The organism is Nocardiopsis sp. NPDC006832, from assembly GCF_040635885.1.
Classification (GTDB): domain Bacteria; phylum Actinomycetota; class Actinomycetes; order Streptosporangiales; family Streptosporangiaceae; genus Nocardiopsis.
In genome coordinates, this window is the sequence record NZ_JBEYLC010000004.1 from 14,458 (window position 1) to 29,263 (window position 14,806).

Genomic DNA, 14,806 nt, shown 5'->3' on the forward strand with positions numbered 1-14,806 from the left:
ATCTGGCGCCTAGCCGAGCGCCGCCGCGGCGGCCCTTCCCGCCGTGCGGCCGGAGAAGATGCAGCCGCCCAGGAAGGTGCCCTCCAGGGACCGGTATCCGTGCACGCCGCCACCCCCGAACCCGGCGACCTCGCCGGCCGCGTACACCCCCGGCAGCGGGGTGCCGTCGGCGCGCAGCACGCGGGCGTCCAGGTCGGTGTGCAGGCCGCCCAGGGTCTTGCGGGTGAGGATGTGCAATCGCACGGCGATCAGCGGGCCCGCCTTCGGGTCCAGGATCTGGTGCGGGGTCGCCACTCGGGCGAGCTTGTCACCTCGGTAGTTGCGAGCGCTGTGGATCGCCATGACCTGTAGGTCCTTGGTGAAGGTGTTGACCATCTCGCGGTCGCGGGCCACCACCTCGCGCGTCACCGTGTCGGCGTCGAGGACCTCGTCACCGGCGACCTCCTTCATCTTGCGGATCAGCTCGGGAAGCCGGTCGGCGACCACGAAATCGGCACCGTGCCGCTTGAACGCCTCCACCGGGCCCGGGGCGCCCGGCAGGACCCGTTGCAACACCAGCTTGAGGTCCTTGCCGGTCAGGTCGGGGTTCTGCTCCGAACCCGACAGGCCGAACTCCTTCTCGATGATCTTCTGGGAGAGGACGAACCACGTGTACTCGTGGCCGCTCTTCATGATGTGGTCCAGGGTCCCCAGGGTGTCGAACCCGGGGAGGTAGGGAGCGGGCAGCCGCTTACCGGTCGCGTCCAACCACAGTGACGAAGGGCCGGGCAGGATACGGATGCCGTGCTTGTCCCAGACGGGGTCCCAGTTCTGAATGCCCTCGGTGTAGTGCCACATCCGATCGCGGTTGATGATCTCACCGCCGGCCTTCTCGGTGATGCCGAGCATCCGCCCGTCCACGTGGGCGGGTACCCCCGAGAGCATGTGCTCGGGGGCCTTTCCCAGACGCTCGGGCCAGTTCTGTCGGACCAGGTCGTGGTTGGCGCCGATCCCGCCGGCGGTGACGACGATCGCCTGGGCGCCCACCTCGAACTCGCCCACGGCGTCCCGATTACTGGCCCGCCCACGCTCGACGTCGCTGGGGGCCAGCACCGTGCCACGCACCCCGCTGACCGTCCCGTTGGTCACGACCAGTTCGTCCACTCGGTGGCGGAAGCGCAGCTCCACCAGTCCCTTCTCGACGGCGGCGCGCACCCGGCGCTCGAAGGGGGCGACCACGCCGGGGCCGGTGCCCCAGGTGATGTGGAAGCGGGGCACCGAGTTGCCGTGCCCGTTGGCCAGGTACCCGCCGCGCTCGGCCCAGCCCACGACGGGGAAGATCCTCAGTCCCTGTTGACGCAGCCACGAGTACTTCTCCCCGGCGGCGAAGTCGACGTAGGCCTCGGCCCATTTGCGCGGCCAGGCGTCCTCGGGCCGGTCGAAGTCGGCGGTGCCCATCCAATCCTGGAGCGCGAGCTCCTTGGAGTCCTTCACACCCATACGGCGCTGTTCGGGGGAGTCCACGAAGAACAGTCCGCCGAAGGACCAGAACGCCTGGCCGCCCAGGGACTGTTCGGGTTCCTGGTCCAGCAGGATCACGCGCTTTCCCGCGTCGGCCAGTTCGGCGGCCGCGGCCAGTCCGGCCAGTCCTGCCCCGACGACGATCGCGTCGGTCTGGTCGGTGCTCATGGGTGACTCCTCGCCGGTCCTGGTACGTGGTGATGAAGACTGTGCACCGGCCCGGGTCCAACGGCAAGGGGCATGTGCGCCGTGCGCCACATCCTTTGTCAGGGTGTGACAAACCGGCCGTCACCGGGCGTGAGCGCGCAGCGTGAATTCGTGAGAAGGGTGAACATTCGAGAGCGTGCCAGGCCGCGAGGACATCCCGCGCACTCTTTCCGTTCATCTCGCGGACACTCTTCCCTTGCTGTGGGTGTTCGGGTCGTCGCCCTGCGGGGTCGATCGAGGCCAGGTGTCGAACCTATTTTTTCCTCCCGTGGAGCGCGTGGACTCCCGATGGCGCAAGGGTTCCCGCGAAATCGGACATAGGGCACATGGAACACGTTATGAACCAACAGTTGACACGCGTCACACTGTGATCCAATCTGGTTAACCGTTAACAGTTAACCGAAAGGACGACATGTCGGAGATCCTGCCCATCAAGCAACGGGCACTCGGCGAGAAGGTCGCCGGAGAACTCCGGCGCCTGATCATCACCGGGCGCTACGCCCCCGGTGCGTCACTGGTCGAGGGCCACCTGGCCGAGCAGTTCGACCTGAGTCGCGGACCCATCCGCGACGCCCTCAAGGTCCTCGCCTCCGAGGGACTCATCGACACCAACCGCCGCAGCGCCACCGTCGTGGGCCTGGGCGGGGACGACATCGACGAACTCTTCTCGCTGCGCGGATCCCTCGAACGGCTCGCCTTGGAGATCGGGCTGAACAAGGACCGGGACAGGCTCACCGACGGCCTGCGCGCCCCCCTGGAGCGGATGCGCAAGGCCCGAGAGAACCGGGATCCCGACGCCTTCACCACCGCCGACGTGCACTTCCACTCGGTCTTCTACGACGTCGCCGGCCACCGGCGCCTCGCCGATGTGTGGGCGCAGTACCGGCCCACCATCGAGGTGCTCCTGCTGGCCTCCAACGAGCGCTACGAGGACCTGGGCCCCTCCGTCCGCGCGCACGAGATCCTCGCCGACCTGATCGAGACCGGTGAGCCCGACGCCGTCTTCGACGAGCTCCGCGGCCACCTGGACAACGCCAGGCTCCGGCTCAGAGCCCCTTACACGCAGCCCACGTCCAACTGACCCCACGGGACGGTCCCGTCCCCAAGACCCTCGGCCCATGTTCCGCGACCCTTCCACGGAGCCGGTTCCACCGAAAACGGAGAACACCATGCGTTCCACCATCTTCCGCCTGTCCGCGGCCGCACTGGCGGTCACCGCCCTCACCGCCGGTTGCGCCGACCGGGGCGGCGTCAGCGAGGACGCCTCGGACTACCCCAGCCAGGAACTCACCCTCGTCGTGCCCTATGACGCAGGCGGCGCCTCCGACCTGGCGGCCCGCACCCTGGCCGCCGAAATGGAGGACACCCTGGGACAGGGCATCGTCGTGGAGAACCGCAGCGGCGGCGCCGGGTCCGTGGGCCTGGAGAACCTCGCCGGACAGTCCGCCGACGGCTACACCATCGGCTACCTGCCGGTCGAGAGCGTCATGCTCGGATACCAGGGCTACGAGGTCGACCCGGCCGACTACGACCTCATCGGCCAGATGGTGTCGGTGCCCGCCACCATCGCCGTCCCCGAGGACAGCCCCTACGAGACCCTGGACGACCTCGTCGAGGCCGCTCGCGCCGAGCCCGGTTCCATCTCGGTCTCCAACTCGGGCGCCGGTTCCATCTGGGAGGCCGCCACCACCGAGCTGGGCCAGGTCACCGACACCGAGTTCCAGCCGGTGCCCTTCGACGGCGGCGCCCCCGCGGTCACGGCCGCCGTGGGCGGTCAGGTCGACGCCGTGGTCGCGGGCATCTCCGAGACCGCTCCGGCGCACGCCGACGACCAGCTCCGTGTCCTGGCCGTCTTCGACACGGAGCCCTCCGAGTCGCTGCCCGACGTGCAGACCGCCACCGAGCAGGATGTGGACATCGTGATCGGTGGCTGGGGCGGCATCGGCGCGCCGACCGGCCTGCCCGACGGGGTCCGTTCCACGCTGGAGGAGGCGTTCACCGAGGCGGCCTCCTCCGAGGAGTTCCAGACGATCATCACCGACTCGGGCAACATCCCGGTCAACGTGCCCTCGGACGAGTTCGCCGAGTTCGTCGACGCGGAGTACACCCGCTTCGGTGAGCTGCTCGAAAGCCAGGACTGAGCCCCATGGGTGACACGACCACGAACCCGGACGCGCCCGCCACGAGCGCGGCGCGCCCGGGACGCAGACTGCGGGACCTGATTCCCGCCTTGGCCGCCGCGGCCTTCGCCGTGGTCGCCTTCGTCCTGGCCTCGCAGGTCCCGGAAGGGGCCCGCCTCACCCAGTTCAGCCCGAGATGGTGGCCGGAGATGTTGGCCGCACTCGTCCTGGTGCTGAGCGTGTGCCTGGCCGTGGGGGCGCTGTTGCGCCCGACCGTCACGGTGGAGGAGGACGTGCCCGAGGAGGCCACCGGCGAGGGGACGTGGCGGCTCACCGCGATGCTCGCCTCGATCGTGGGCTACGGCGTCCTTTGGTACTTCATCGACTTCCGGGTCTCCACGGCGTTGCTGTTCATCGCCCTGACCTGGTTGGGCGGCGGCCGCGGGTGGAAGGCACTGCTCCTCTTCCCGATCGTCGTGACCGCGATTCTCTACCTTCTATTCGGCGTCCTCCTGAGAGTGCCACTATGAGTCCGATCGTCGAGGGCTTCAGCGCCCTTCTGGACCCCCTGGTCCTGCTGTGCATCGCCGCGGGCGCCCTGCTGGGCATGCTCGTCGGCGCCTTCCCCGGTGTGACCGCCACCATGGCCGTCGCCCTGGCCAGTGGTTTCACGCTCTCCCTGGACCCGCTTCCGGGGTTGGCGGTCCTGCTGACGATCTACGTGTCGGCGAACTTCGGTGACCGGGTACCGGCGATCCTCGTCAACACCCCGGGCACCCCGGCGTCCATCGCCACGACCTTCGACGGCTACGCCATGGCCCGCCAGGGCAAGGCGGGACTGGCGCTGACCTCGTCCGCGTTCGCCTCGGCGTGGGGGACGCTCGTCGGCGTCGTCCTGCTCATGGTCGCCGCGATCCCGCTGTCCAGGCTGGCCCTGAACTTCGGCCCCGCCGAGATGTTCGCGCTGGTCGTGTTCGGTCTGACGATGATGATCGGTGTGTCCGGCGGGCGGATCGTCAAGGGCCTCATCGCGGGCGGCTTCGGTCTGCTCCTGGCCACCGTCGGCCGGGACCCCATCACGGGTACGCCCAGGTTCACGTTCGGTGCGTCCGAGCTGTCCGACGGCATCCCCTTCATCGCCGCGATCATCGGCCTCTTCGGTATCGCCGAGGTGATGAACCAGATCCTCGTGCACCGCAAGGGCAAGGGGGTGGAACCGATCAAGGAGTTCGGTCGCTGGTTCCCCACCCGTCGGGACTGGCGCACCATGCTCAAGCCGATGGCCATCGGCAGCGGCGTGGGCGGCGTGGTCGGCATCGTGCCCGCCACCGGCGGTGACATCGCCGGGATCCTGGGCTGGGACCAGGCGCGCCGTCTCTCCAAGCGACCCGAGGAGTTCGGCAAGGGATCGCTGGAGGGCATCACCGCCGCGGACACCTCGTCCAACTCCACCCTCGGCGGTTCGGTCACCACGACCCTGGCCCTGGGCCTGCCCGGCGACTCCGTGATGGCCGTGATGATCGGCTCCATGGTGGTCTGGGGCATCCAACCCGGCCCGTCCCTGTTCTCCAACCAGCCCGACCTGGTCTACAGCATCGCCGGGATCATGCTCATCGCGACCGTGGTCGCACTCGTGATCAGCGTCCTGCGCATGCGCGGTGTGGCCAAGCTCCTGGAACTGCCGCAGCACTTCCTGTGGGCCGTCATCCTCGTGTTCTGCATGGTCGGTACCTACGCCGTGAACAACAGCGTCTTCGACGTGGCCGTGATGCTCGTCTTCGGTGTCGTCGGCCTGTTCCTGAAGCGCTTCGGTATCCCGCCCGGCCCGGTCGTCCTGGGCCTGATCCTCGGTGGTCTTGCCGAGGGCAACCTGCGCCGAGCCCTGGAGATCGGTGGGCCGGCGAACATCCTGACCAGCCCCATCGCGCTCGGTCTGCTGGCCGTGAGCGCGCTCGCCCTCATCGTGCCTCCGGTGCGCAACGCCTGGCTCGCACGCCGTGCCCGATCCGCCGAGCGCGCCGCCACTCCGACGTCCTGACCCGGCGGCGGCCACCCTTTCCGCACCCTTTTCGCCCCTTTTCCACCCGAGGAGAAAAACCCATGTCCGTCCCCGCCAAGGTGATCACCGCCCTGCCCACCCCGTTCGCCCTCGACGAGGCCCTCGACCCGGGCAGCGCCACCGCGCTGTTCACCGCGGTGCGCGACCGCGGGGTCGACGGTGTGTTCGTCGCCGGCACCACCGGCGAGTTCACCGCCCTCGACGACGCCGAGCGCATCGAGGTGATCCGCCTGGCCCTGGACGTCTTCGGGCCAGAGGGGGTCTACGCCCACGTCGGCGCGGCCGCGCCTCGTCAGGCCGAGTCCCTGGTCCGTGCCTCCGTGGCCGCCGGGGCGACCCGGCTGGCGGCCATCACCCCCTACTTCCTGCCCTCGCCCGAGGACGCGATGGTGCGCTACTACGAGCGCCTGGTGGCGGCGGCCGGCGACGCCGAGGTGCACGCCTACCTGTTCCGGGCACGCTCCACCACCCCGGCGGACCCCTCGGTGCTGCGTCGTCTGCACGAGGCCGGTGTCCGCGGCGTGAAGATCAGCGGGGAGAGCGACGAGTCGGTGGCCGCCTACCTCGCGCGGGCTCCCGAGGGGTTCGACGTCCTGTCCGGCAACGACATCGCCTTCGAGGAGTTCGTGCGCGCGGGCGGCCTTGGCGTGGTCTCGGGTGTCTCCTCCGTCTTCCCCACGCCGTTCGTGGCGCTGCGCGACGCCCTCAACAGCGGTGACGTCGAAGGAGTGCGCGCCGCACAGCCCCTGGTGGAGCGCGCCGTGGCGGCGGTCAAGAGCGGCAGCATCCCGCACCTGAAGGCGGGCCTGGAAGTACAGGGGATCTCCGCCGGGCCCGCCCGTGTGTGCGGCGACGCCGTCTCCGAGGCCGACCTGGAGGTCCTCAAGGAGACCGCGCGGGCCTTGGCCCTGGCCTGAACCCGACGACGGTGCTAGTGCGAGAGGTGTGTGAGCGCTCATGGCGCTGAAGAAGATCATCAACCGGCCCGAGGACTTCGTCGACGAGGTCACCGAGTCGCTGCTCATGGCGCACCCCGACCGGCTGCGCGCGGCGACCGGGGACCGCAGGGCGCTGGTGCGCGCCGACGCGCCCGTCCGGGGACGCGTCGGCATCGTGACCGGGGGCGGCTCCGGCCACCTGCCCCTGTTCCTGGGCTACGTGGGGCAGGGCCTGGCCACCGGTGTGGCCGTGGGCAACGTGTTCTCCTCCCCGTCCGCGGAACAGATCGCCGCCGCCACACGCGCGAGCCACGGTGGGGCCGGGGTGCTGTACCTGTACGGCAACTACGGCGGTGACGTCTACAACTTCGACCTGGCCGGGGACGTCGTCGCGGCGGAGGGCGTGGCGACGGCGACCGTTCTGGGGACCGACGACGTGCTGTCCGCGCCCCGTGGCAAGGAGGCGACCCGGCGCGGGGTGGCGGGGTTGTTCTTCGCCTACAAGACGGCGGGCGCCTCCGCCGAACGCGGCGACGACCTGGAGAAGGTGCGGTCGGTCGCCCAACGCACCGTGGACGCCACACGCACGATGGGCGTGGGCCTGTCGCCCACCATCCTGCCCGCCGCGGGGGAGCCCACCTTCACCCTCGACGAGGGGGAGATGGAGGTCGGGATCGGCATCCACGGCGAACCCGGGAGCCACCGGGGCCCGTTGGAGACCGCCGACCAGATCACCGACCGCTTCCTCACCGAGATCCTCGGCGAACTGGAACCCGAGGCGGGGGATCGGGTCGCGGTCCTGGTCAACGGACTGGGCTCCACTCCGCTGGAGGAGCTCTACCTGATCTACCGTCGGGTCCACCAGGTCCTGGGGGAGCGTGGCGTGCTCATCCACCGGCGCTACATCGGCGAGTTCGCGACGAGCCTGGAGATGGCGGGGGCCTCGGTCTCCGTGCTGTCGCTCGACGACGAACTGGCCGAACTGGTCGACGCCCCGGCGGCCTCCCCGTTCTTCGGCCAGGGCAACACTCCCGCGCCGAGCGCGCCTACCGAGGAGACGCGTGCGCCGGGCACCGAGTCCGGTGCGGGAGCGGCCCCCGCCGTGCGCCGCACCGGTTCGGTCAGCGCGCTGCGCACCACCCTGATCGCCGTCATGGAGCGCATGCCCGCCCACGCGGAGGAGCTGCGTCTGCTGGACTCGCGGCTCGGCGACGGCGACCTGGGGATCACGGTCTCCTCGGGCGCGTCGGCCGTTCGTGAGGCGCTGCTGACACTGCCCGAGGACGCGCACCACGCCGACGTGCTGCGCACCGCGGCGACGGCGTTCGCGGCGGCCAACCCCTCCACGTTCGCGGCCTTGACCGGCGCGGGTCTGCTCGCCGCGGCGGCCGAGTCCGAGGAGCTTGCCTCCGTGTCGGTCCGTGACGCCGAGCGCCTCACCAGCGCCGTGTCCCGCAGGGTGCGGGAGAGGGGCGGAGCCGAGCCCGGCGACAAGACGTTCGTGGACGGCCTGCTGCTGGTGGAGGAGGCGTTGGCCGACGCCCGGGACCCGAAGGCGGCCGCCCGGGACGCGGTGTCCGCGGCCGGACGCGCGGTGGAGGAGACCAGTGGACTGACGTCGGCCAAGGGCCGTGCGGCCTGGGTGGGTGAACGCGGGGCCGGTGAGCGTGACCCCGGTTCGGTCGCCCTCCTGCGGTTCCTGGAGGAACTGCGCGACGTCCTGTCCTGAGACGGGTCCCCGTGGTGTGCCGTGAGGGGAACACCATGGGGACGCCGCCGCTCGGGAGCCCGTGATGTCGGTCCGACACCACGGGCTCCCGAGCCCCCTCCGTCAAGCCCCGAAACGCACCAGTGACCGGCCGCCCTTGCCCTGCCGCATGCGTTCGAAGGCCTCGGGGACACCGTCCAAGGGGATCTCGTCGGTGACCATCGCCGACAGGCGCAGATCACCGGAACGCACCGACTCGGCCAACAGCGGGATGTCGCGGTCGGGGTCGCTGGAGCCGTACACGCATCCCTGGACGGTACGACCCTGGTGGAACAGTTCCAGGGCGTTGAAGGACACCTCGTCCTTGACCGATCCGAGGCCGACCACGGTCACGGTCCCGCCCCTGCGCACACTGTTCCAGGCCGTGCGCACCACCTGGGCCTTGCCCACCACCTCGAAGGCGTGGTCGGCCCCGCGCCCGCCGGTCAGCCCTCGCACGGCCTTGTGGGTGCTTCCATCGGCGACCAGGAAGTCGGTGGCGCCCAGGGAACGGGCCAACTCCTCCTTGTCGGGGGAGACGTCCACCGCGATGAGGGGGCCGGCCCCGGCCATCCGGGCGGCCTGGAGCACGGACAGACCGACCCCGCCCAGCCCCAGGACCACCGCGGACCGTCCCTCGCGCAGGCGCGCGGCGTTGTTGACGGCGCCCCATCCGGTGACCACCGCGCATCCCAGCATGGCCCCGACCGCCGGGTCGATCCCGTCGGGAAGCGGGATCACGGCCTTGGCCGAGACGACGGTGGCCTCGGCGAAGGCTCCCGTGCTCAAGCCGGCGTAGACGGGGGTGCCGTCGGTCAGCTCGGCGTAGGGGACCAGGGTGCCGTCCAGGGCGTGCTCGCACAGGTAGGGCTCCCCTTGGAGGCAGAACCAACACTCCCGGCAGGCGGGCGCCCAGTTCAGGACGACCTGTTGACCGGGCGTCAGGTGCTCGACCCCGGGGCCGACCTCTTCGACGGTGCCGGCGCCCTCGTGGCCCAGGACGGCGGGCCAGGACTGGGCCAGGGTGCCGTTGGACAGTGACAGGTCGGAGTGGCACACGCCCGCCGCCGCCAGACGTACCCGTACCTGTCCGGGGCCGGGGTCGGGCAGGACCAGGGAACGGATCTGGGGGAGTGCGTCGGTCTCGTGGAAGACGGCGGCCTTGACGGTCGTGCTCATGATGGGGGTACTCCAATCGGGGAACTGGCGCGACTCTAACAATACCGGCCGGTCGGTCTGTTGGTCGGGGGTGTGCTCGAATGGGCCGGGCGAGGCGCGCCCACGCCCGGAAAAGTCCGTTTCAGGGAGGTTCGTGGAAAAGTCGATATTGGCGCCCGCACGGTGTGGGTATCCAATGAATGTCCGCCCGGAAACGCGCGGTGGTAAAGGCCTGAACCACCGCGGGCCGTTCGGCCTCCGGGGCACCTCGATGGGGAGGTTCCATGGCTCCACCCACAGACCCGGCGCCGGTGGCGGCGCCCCGGCACTATTTGATGTGCCGTCCCACCTACTTCGCGGTGGAATACGCGATCAACCCCTGGATGAACCCCACCTTGATCGTGGACCGCGACCGCGCCGTTCGCCAATGGGAGGGGCTCCGCGACCTCTACCTGTCCCTGGGACACCGCGTGAGCGAGATAGCCCCCATCGAAGGCCTGCCCGACATGGTCTTCGCCGCCAACGGTGGCCTGGTCGTGGACGGTCGGGTCTACGGGGCCCGGTTCGCCAGCGCCGAACGTACCCCCGAAGGGCCCGCCTACCTCGACTGGTTCCGTAAGGCCGGCTTCGTGGAGACCAAGGAACCCAAACACGTCAACGAGGGTGAGGGCGACTTCATCACCCTGGACGACGTCATCCTGGCGGCCACGGGCTTTCGCACCGAGGCCGCCGCCCACCAGGAGGCCGAACGACTCCTGGACCGACCGGTCGTCACCCTGCAACTGGTCGACCCGCGCTTCTACCACCTGGACACCGCGCTGTTCGCTCTGTCGGGGCGGCGGATCGCCTACTACCCGGGCGCGTTCTCCGAGGGCAGCCGCCGGGTGCTGGGCGCCCTGTACCCCGACGCTCTCCTGGCCACCGAGGAGGACGCCGCCGTCCTGGGCCTGAACGCCGTCGCGGACGGCCACAACGTGGTCATCGCCGCCGAGGCCACCGCGCTCGCCGACCGGATCCGCGCCCTGGGATACACGGTTCACCCGATCGAACTCGACGAACTCCGCAAGGCCGGGGGCGGCGCCAAGTGCTGCACCCTGGAACTGCGCGACCCACCCTCCTGAGGACCGAGCGAAAGGGGCGGACGCCGCGCACCACCGTGCGGAATCCGCCCACTCAAACATGCCCGAATGTGGGATGTGCCACCCGGCGAAACCATTGCGGGCACGGGCGCACAGGTCACACGCGCGACGCCGGGCGGCCCCGAGACACGCGGCCCCACTCGCCTCCGGCGTCCCCACGCCACTTCCATCGATCCCATTAGGGTCGGTTCCCGTGACGACCAAACAACGCAGACTCCCGCGCCAGGTCAGGGAACAACAACTGATCGACGCCGCCGTCTCCGCGTTCTCCCGGGGCGATTACCACACCGTCAGCGTGGAGGAGATCGCGGCGGCCGCCGGGACCTCCAAACCGACCGTGTACCACTACCTGGGTTCCAAGGAGGGCATTTTCACCGCCTGTGTGCGCCGGGAGATGGAACGACTCATCGAGGCCATCCGCGGCGCCGTGCACGCGCCCCACCCCGCCGACGACGATCCGCTGCGCCGAGGCATACGCGCCTTCTTCGCGTTCGTGGTCGACAACCGCGAGAGCTGGACCGTGCTCTACCGGCGCGCCGCCGCCCAGGGACAGCCCTTCGAGGCCGAGACCGTCCGCGTGCGCGACCGTGTCACCGCGGAGATGGCCGACCTCATCACCGCCTGCACCCGCGACGACTACGGCGACATGGACGCCCGAGACGCCCAACTACTGGCCCGGGTGGCGGTGAGCACCGCCGATGCCTTCGCCGACTGGCTCCTGGACCACCCGGACGAGACCCCCGACACCATGGCCGGACACGTCGCCGAACTCACCTGGTCCCACCTGCGCACGCGCGGACCCGCCGGGGTCTGAAAAGCGGCCCGAGCATCGAAGTCGGTGGGTGAATCTCTTGAGGGGACGAGCGCTCAGACGCGGGGCTCCCGCGTCACCAAGCCGCAGTCGTTCAGGATCCGCACCGCGCTGTGCTCGACGCCGCTGTGCTCGTCGATGAGCTTCTCCACTCCGTCGGGGAGCAGGTCGCGAGGCCGCCACCACCGGCGCAGTTCGGCTTCCCCGACCACGTCGGCGATGGGCTTGGTGGCGTGCCGCTCCAGTGTGGTCGCGAACGGGACATCGAAGTAATAGCAGTGCGCCGTCTGCCGGTAGTCGCCCACCAAGCGGGTGAGCATGTCCCCGTAATGGTCGACGTAGAGGATGCCTTCCACCACCACATGAAAGCCGTGTTCCAAAGAGTGGCGGGCCATGAGGTCGAGCAGGTCGATGTTGACGCCGCCCGGGAGGTCCCTCTCCCTGAGGATGTCGCGACGCACCACGTCCTGGGGGATGATCGCGAGGCCGCGCCCGTACCTCGCCCGCAGCTCTCGGGCGACGGTGCTCTTGCCCGACGCGGAGTTTCCGCGCAGCACGATCAACCGAGGGCGGCAGGGGTGGAGTTCGTCGCCTCCCAGCGGAGTCATGGTCATGACCCTAGGCCAGAGCACATCACCCAAGGGCCGCAGCGAGCCGGTCCCGAATCCCCGACATGGGCGGATCCGTGTGATCACACCATCTAGGACGTCGGAGACCTTTAGGTTCGGGATATGGCCCTCAGCTACCTCTGGCACGGCGACCAGTATCCCCCGGCAGACCTGCCCGTCACGCAGGTGTACGGGTACGTGTTCGACGACCTGGGGCGCGTGGTCGTGCTCTACGACGAGGAACCCGGTGCGTGGAACCTGCCGGGAGGGACACCAGAGCCCGAGATCGATCAGGGTTCCGTTGCCACGCTGGAGCGGGAAGTGTGGGAAGAGGTCCAAGTCCGCTTTGACGACGCCGTGTACCTGGGCTATCAGAGCGTGAGCGAGGCTGACGAGCGGCCACTGCGTGCCCAACTGAGAATGGCCGCCCGCTTGGTCGCGGTCGGCGAGCGAGCCCCGGACCCGGACAACGGCCGGGTTCACATCCGGCGCCGGTGTTCCCTGCCTGAAACCGAGCGCCTGCTCGACTGGGGTGCGCCGGCACGGGAACAGTTCAAGAGGGCTGCGAAGGTCGCCGAACAGCGGTGGCGATTTCCTGTTCGCGAGCAGGCCCTTGCGGTGGTGGACTGAGCCTCCACGACATCCGGTGCCACCTGCGCACACGCGGATCCGCCCTGGACCCGGGCGGATCCGCGTACGGCGTCAGGCCAGGGCGCTCATCACGTGCTTGACGCGGGTGTAGTCCTCCAGGCTGTAGGCCGACAGGTCCTTGCCGTACCCGGACCGCTTGAAGCCGCCGTGCGGCATCTCCGAGAGCAGGTCGCCGTGGGTGTTGAGCCACACCGCGCCGAAGTCCAGCTCGGCACAGACCCGCAGGGCCCGCGCGTGGTCACGGGTCCACACCGACGAGGCGAGTCCCTGCTCGACCCCGTTGGCCAGTTCGATCGCCTCGCTCTCGTCCGCGAAGCGCTGCACGGTCACGACCGGGCCGAAGACCTCCTCCAGCACGATCTCGTCGTCGGCGCGCAGCCCGGACACGACCGTGGGCGCCAGGAAGAACCCGGCCTCGCCCACCCGGTGACCACCCGTCTCCACTCGTGCGTGCGCGGGCAGGCGTTCCAACAGTCCGGTGACACGGTTGAACTGGTCGGCGTTGTTGAGCGGCCCGAAGTCGCTCTCTCGGTCCGAGGGCAGGCCGGTGACCTGGGCCGACGCCAGACGGGTCAGTTCGGCGACGAACGCGTCGTGCACCCCCTCTTGGACGATGACGCGGGTGGCTGCGGTGCAGTCCTGTCCGGCGTTGAGGAAACCGCCCGCGATCACACCTGCGGCGGCGCCGGCCACGTCGGCGTCGTCGAAGACCACCGCCGGGGCGTTGCCGCCGAGCTCCAGGTGCACGCGCTTGATGTCGTCCGCGGCGGCCTTGGCCACCTGCGCCCCCGCCCGGGTCGAACCGGTGACCGACACCAGGCGCGTGGCCGGGTGTTCCACCAACAGGCGGCCGGTGTCACGGTCGCCCACCACCGTATTGACCACACCGGCGGGAAGCGCCCGTGCGGCGATCTCGGCGAGCAGGACCGTGGTGGTGGGCGTGCTCTCCGCCGGTTTGAGCACCACCGTGTTGCCCGCGGCCAGCGCTGGACCGATCTTCCACACCGCCATCATCAGCGGATAGTTCCATGGGGTGATGCCCACGCACACGCCCACCGGTTCGCGGCGGACCCAGGAGGTGCGGTCGGTGGCGTACTCGGCGGCGGCCTTGCCCTCCAGGTGTCGGGCGGACCCGGAGAAGAACCGCAGGGTGTCCACGCAGAACGGGATCTCCTCGTCCAGGAACGAGGCGCGCGGCTTGCCGGTCTCGCGGCACTCGGCGTCGGCGAACTCCTCGGCTCGTTCGACCAGGGCGTCGGCGATCGCCAACAGGGCGTCCTGACGTTGTGCCGGTGTGGCCCGGCGCCAGGTCCGGAAGGCGCGTGCGGCGGAGTCCATGGCGGACTCCACCTCGGCGGGCCCGCAGATCCCGGCCCGACCGGCCACCTGTCCGGTGACGGGGTCGACCAGGTCCAGGGTCGCGTCACCCGCCGGGTGCAGGGGCTTGCCGCCGACCAGGCTGTGCAGGGGCTCGTGGCTGTTCACGGTGGTCCTTCGTTCGAAGTCGTGGGTGGTCAGTGCGACGCGGTCGTCGGCGCGTCCTCGGTGGCGGGCGCGGGGGCCGGTTCGGTCTCCTCCCGGGCCGGCACCAGGCGTGGCCGCTGCGGGCCGAACACCGAGCGCGGCTCGGGGAAGAGGAACAGCGCCGCCGGGTAGGCGACCGCGGCGGTCACCAGCGCCACCGGGAGGCTGATGTCGATGCCCGCGGCCAGGTTCCCCAGGGGGCCGACCAGCAGCGGGGTGTTGGCGAACAGCAGAGCGGCCACCGCCGACAGCGATCACGCCGCAGGAGATCGCGCGCAGCAGGGCCTCGCTGGACAGCCCCAGCCGGCGCGCGGCGCCGTTGACGCGCGCCCCGAGAGCGGGGT

Annotated in this window: 14 protein-coding genes; 9 read left to right on the forward strand and 5 right to left on the reverse strand. The window is 70.2% G+C overall.

Annotated elements, in window-relative coordinates; translation table 11 throughout:
- Positions 1 to 9: 9 nt before the first annotated feature.
- Positions 10 to 1,668: an FAD-binding dehydrogenase gene (locus ABZ717_RS02875; RefSeq protein ID WP_358504602.1), complete on the reverse strand. Its 1,659-nt coding sequence runs from the start codon at positions 1,666 to 1,668 to the stop codon at positions 10 to 12.
- 451 nt (positions 1,669 to 2,119) lie between these two features.
- Between ABZ717_RS02875 and ABZ717_RS02880 the strand changes: the two genes are divergently transcribed.
- From ABZ717_RS02880 to ABZ717_RS02905, 6 genes are all read left to right on the forward strand, one after another.
- Positions 2,120 to 2,788, forward strand: a complete 669-nt coding sequence (locus ABZ717_RS02880; RefSeq protein WP_358504604.1) for a GntR family transcriptional regulator — start codon at positions 2,120 to 2,122, stop codon at positions 2,786 to 2,788.
- Between the two features lie 88 nt (positions 2,789 to 2,876).
- Entirely contained in the window at positions 2,877 to 3,848 is a 972-nt protein-coding gene (locus ABZ717_RS02885; RefSeq protein WP_358504607.1) for a tripartite tricarboxylate transporter substrate binding protein, read from the forward strand.
- Between the two features lie 5 nt (positions 3,849 to 3,853).
- Positions 3,854 to 4,357: a tripartite tricarboxylate transporter TctB family protein gene (locus ABZ717_RS02890; RefSeq protein ID WP_358504610.1), complete on the forward strand. Its 504-nt coding sequence runs from the start codon at positions 3,854 to 3,856 to the stop codon at positions 4,355 to 4,357.
- Positions 4,354 to 5,865 (forward strand): tripartite tricarboxylate transporter permease, encoded by a 1,512-nt coding sequence (locus ABZ717_RS02895; protein WP_358504613.1) that lies wholly within the window; start codon positions 4,354 to 4,356, stop codon positions 5,863 to 5,865. Before ABZ717_RS02890 ends, ABZ717_RS02895 begins: the two co-directional genes overlap by 4 nt.
- A gap of 62 nt (positions 5,866 to 5,927) precedes the next feature.
- Complete coding sequence (locus ABZ717_RS02900; RefSeq protein WP_358504616.1) at positions 5,928 to 6,803, forward strand: dihydrodipicolinate synthase family protein; 876 nt, start codon at positions 5,928 to 5,930, stop codon at positions 6,801 to 6,803.
- Positions 6,804 to 6,843: 40 nt separating this feature from the next.
- Entirely contained in the window at positions 6,844 to 8,553 is a 1,710-nt protein-coding gene (locus tag ABZ717_RS02905) for a dihydroxyacetone kinase family protein (RefSeq protein ID WP_358504619.1), read from the forward strand.
- A 102-nt stretch (positions 8,554 to 8,655) separates the two neighbouring features.
- Here ABZ717_RS02905 and ABZ717_RS02910 read toward each other — a convergent pair whose 3' ends face one another.
- On the reverse strand, positions 8,656 to 9,750 hold the full coding sequence (locus ABZ717_RS02910; protein ID WP_358504622.1) for a zinc-binding dehydrogenase: 1,095 nt from the start codon (positions 9,748 to 9,750) through the stop codon (positions 8,656 to 8,658).
- Positions 9,751 to 10,013: 263 nt separating this feature from the next.
- Between ABZ717_RS02910 and ddaH the strand changes: the two genes are divergently transcribed.
- The gene (ddaH, locus tag ABZ717_RS02915; RefSeq protein WP_358504625.1) at positions 10,014 to 10,850 is read left to right on the forward strand and encodes a dimethylargininase; all 837 of its coding nucleotides are present in this window, start codon (positions 10,014 to 10,016) and stop codon (positions 10,848 to 10,850) included.
- A 211-nt stretch (positions 10,851 to 11,061) separates the two neighbouring features.
- Positions 11,062 to 11,682 (forward strand): TetR/AcrR family transcriptional regulator, encoded by a 621-nt coding sequence (locus ABZ717_RS02920; RefSeq protein WP_358504628.1) that lies wholly within the window; start codon positions 11,062 to 11,064, stop codon positions 11,680 to 11,682.
- 53 nt (positions 11,683 to 11,735) lie between these two features.
- On the opposite strand, the gene ABZ717_RS02925 is transcribed toward ABZ717_RS02920, so the two are convergent.
- Positions 11,736 to 12,293, reverse strand: a complete 558-nt coding sequence (locus tag ABZ717_RS02925; protein WP_358504631.1) for an AAA family ATPase — start codon at positions 12,291 to 12,293, stop codon at positions 11,736 to 11,738.
- 117 nt (positions 12,294 to 12,410) lie between these two features.
- Here ABZ717_RS02925 and ABZ717_RS02930 point away from each other — a divergent pair, with 117 nt between their 5' ends.
- On the forward strand, positions 12,411 to 12,917 hold the full coding sequence (locus tag ABZ717_RS02930; protein ID WP_358504634.1) for an NUDIX hydrolase: 507 nt from the start codon (positions 12,411 to 12,413) through the stop codon (positions 12,915 to 12,917).
- A gap of 72 nt (positions 12,918 to 12,989) precedes the next feature.
- Here ABZ717_RS02930 and ABZ717_RS02935 read toward each other — a convergent pair whose 3' ends face one another.
- Positions 12,990 to 14,405: an aminobutyraldehyde dehydrogenase gene (locus ABZ717_RS02935; RefSeq protein ID WP_358505019.1), complete on the reverse strand. Its 1,416-nt coding sequence runs from the start codon at positions 14,403 to 14,405 to the stop codon at positions 12,990 to 12,992.
- Positions 14,406 to 14,452: 47 nt separating this feature from the next.
- Positions 14,453 to 14,704 carry a hypothetical protein gene (locus tag ABZ717_RS02940; RefSeq protein ID WP_358504637.1) on the reverse strand — a complete coding sequence of 84 codons (252 nt, stop codon included), beginning with the start codon at positions 14,702 to 14,704 and terminating at the stop codon, positions 14,453 to 14,455.
- Between the last annotated feature and the right edge of the window lie 102 nt (positions 14,705 to 14,806).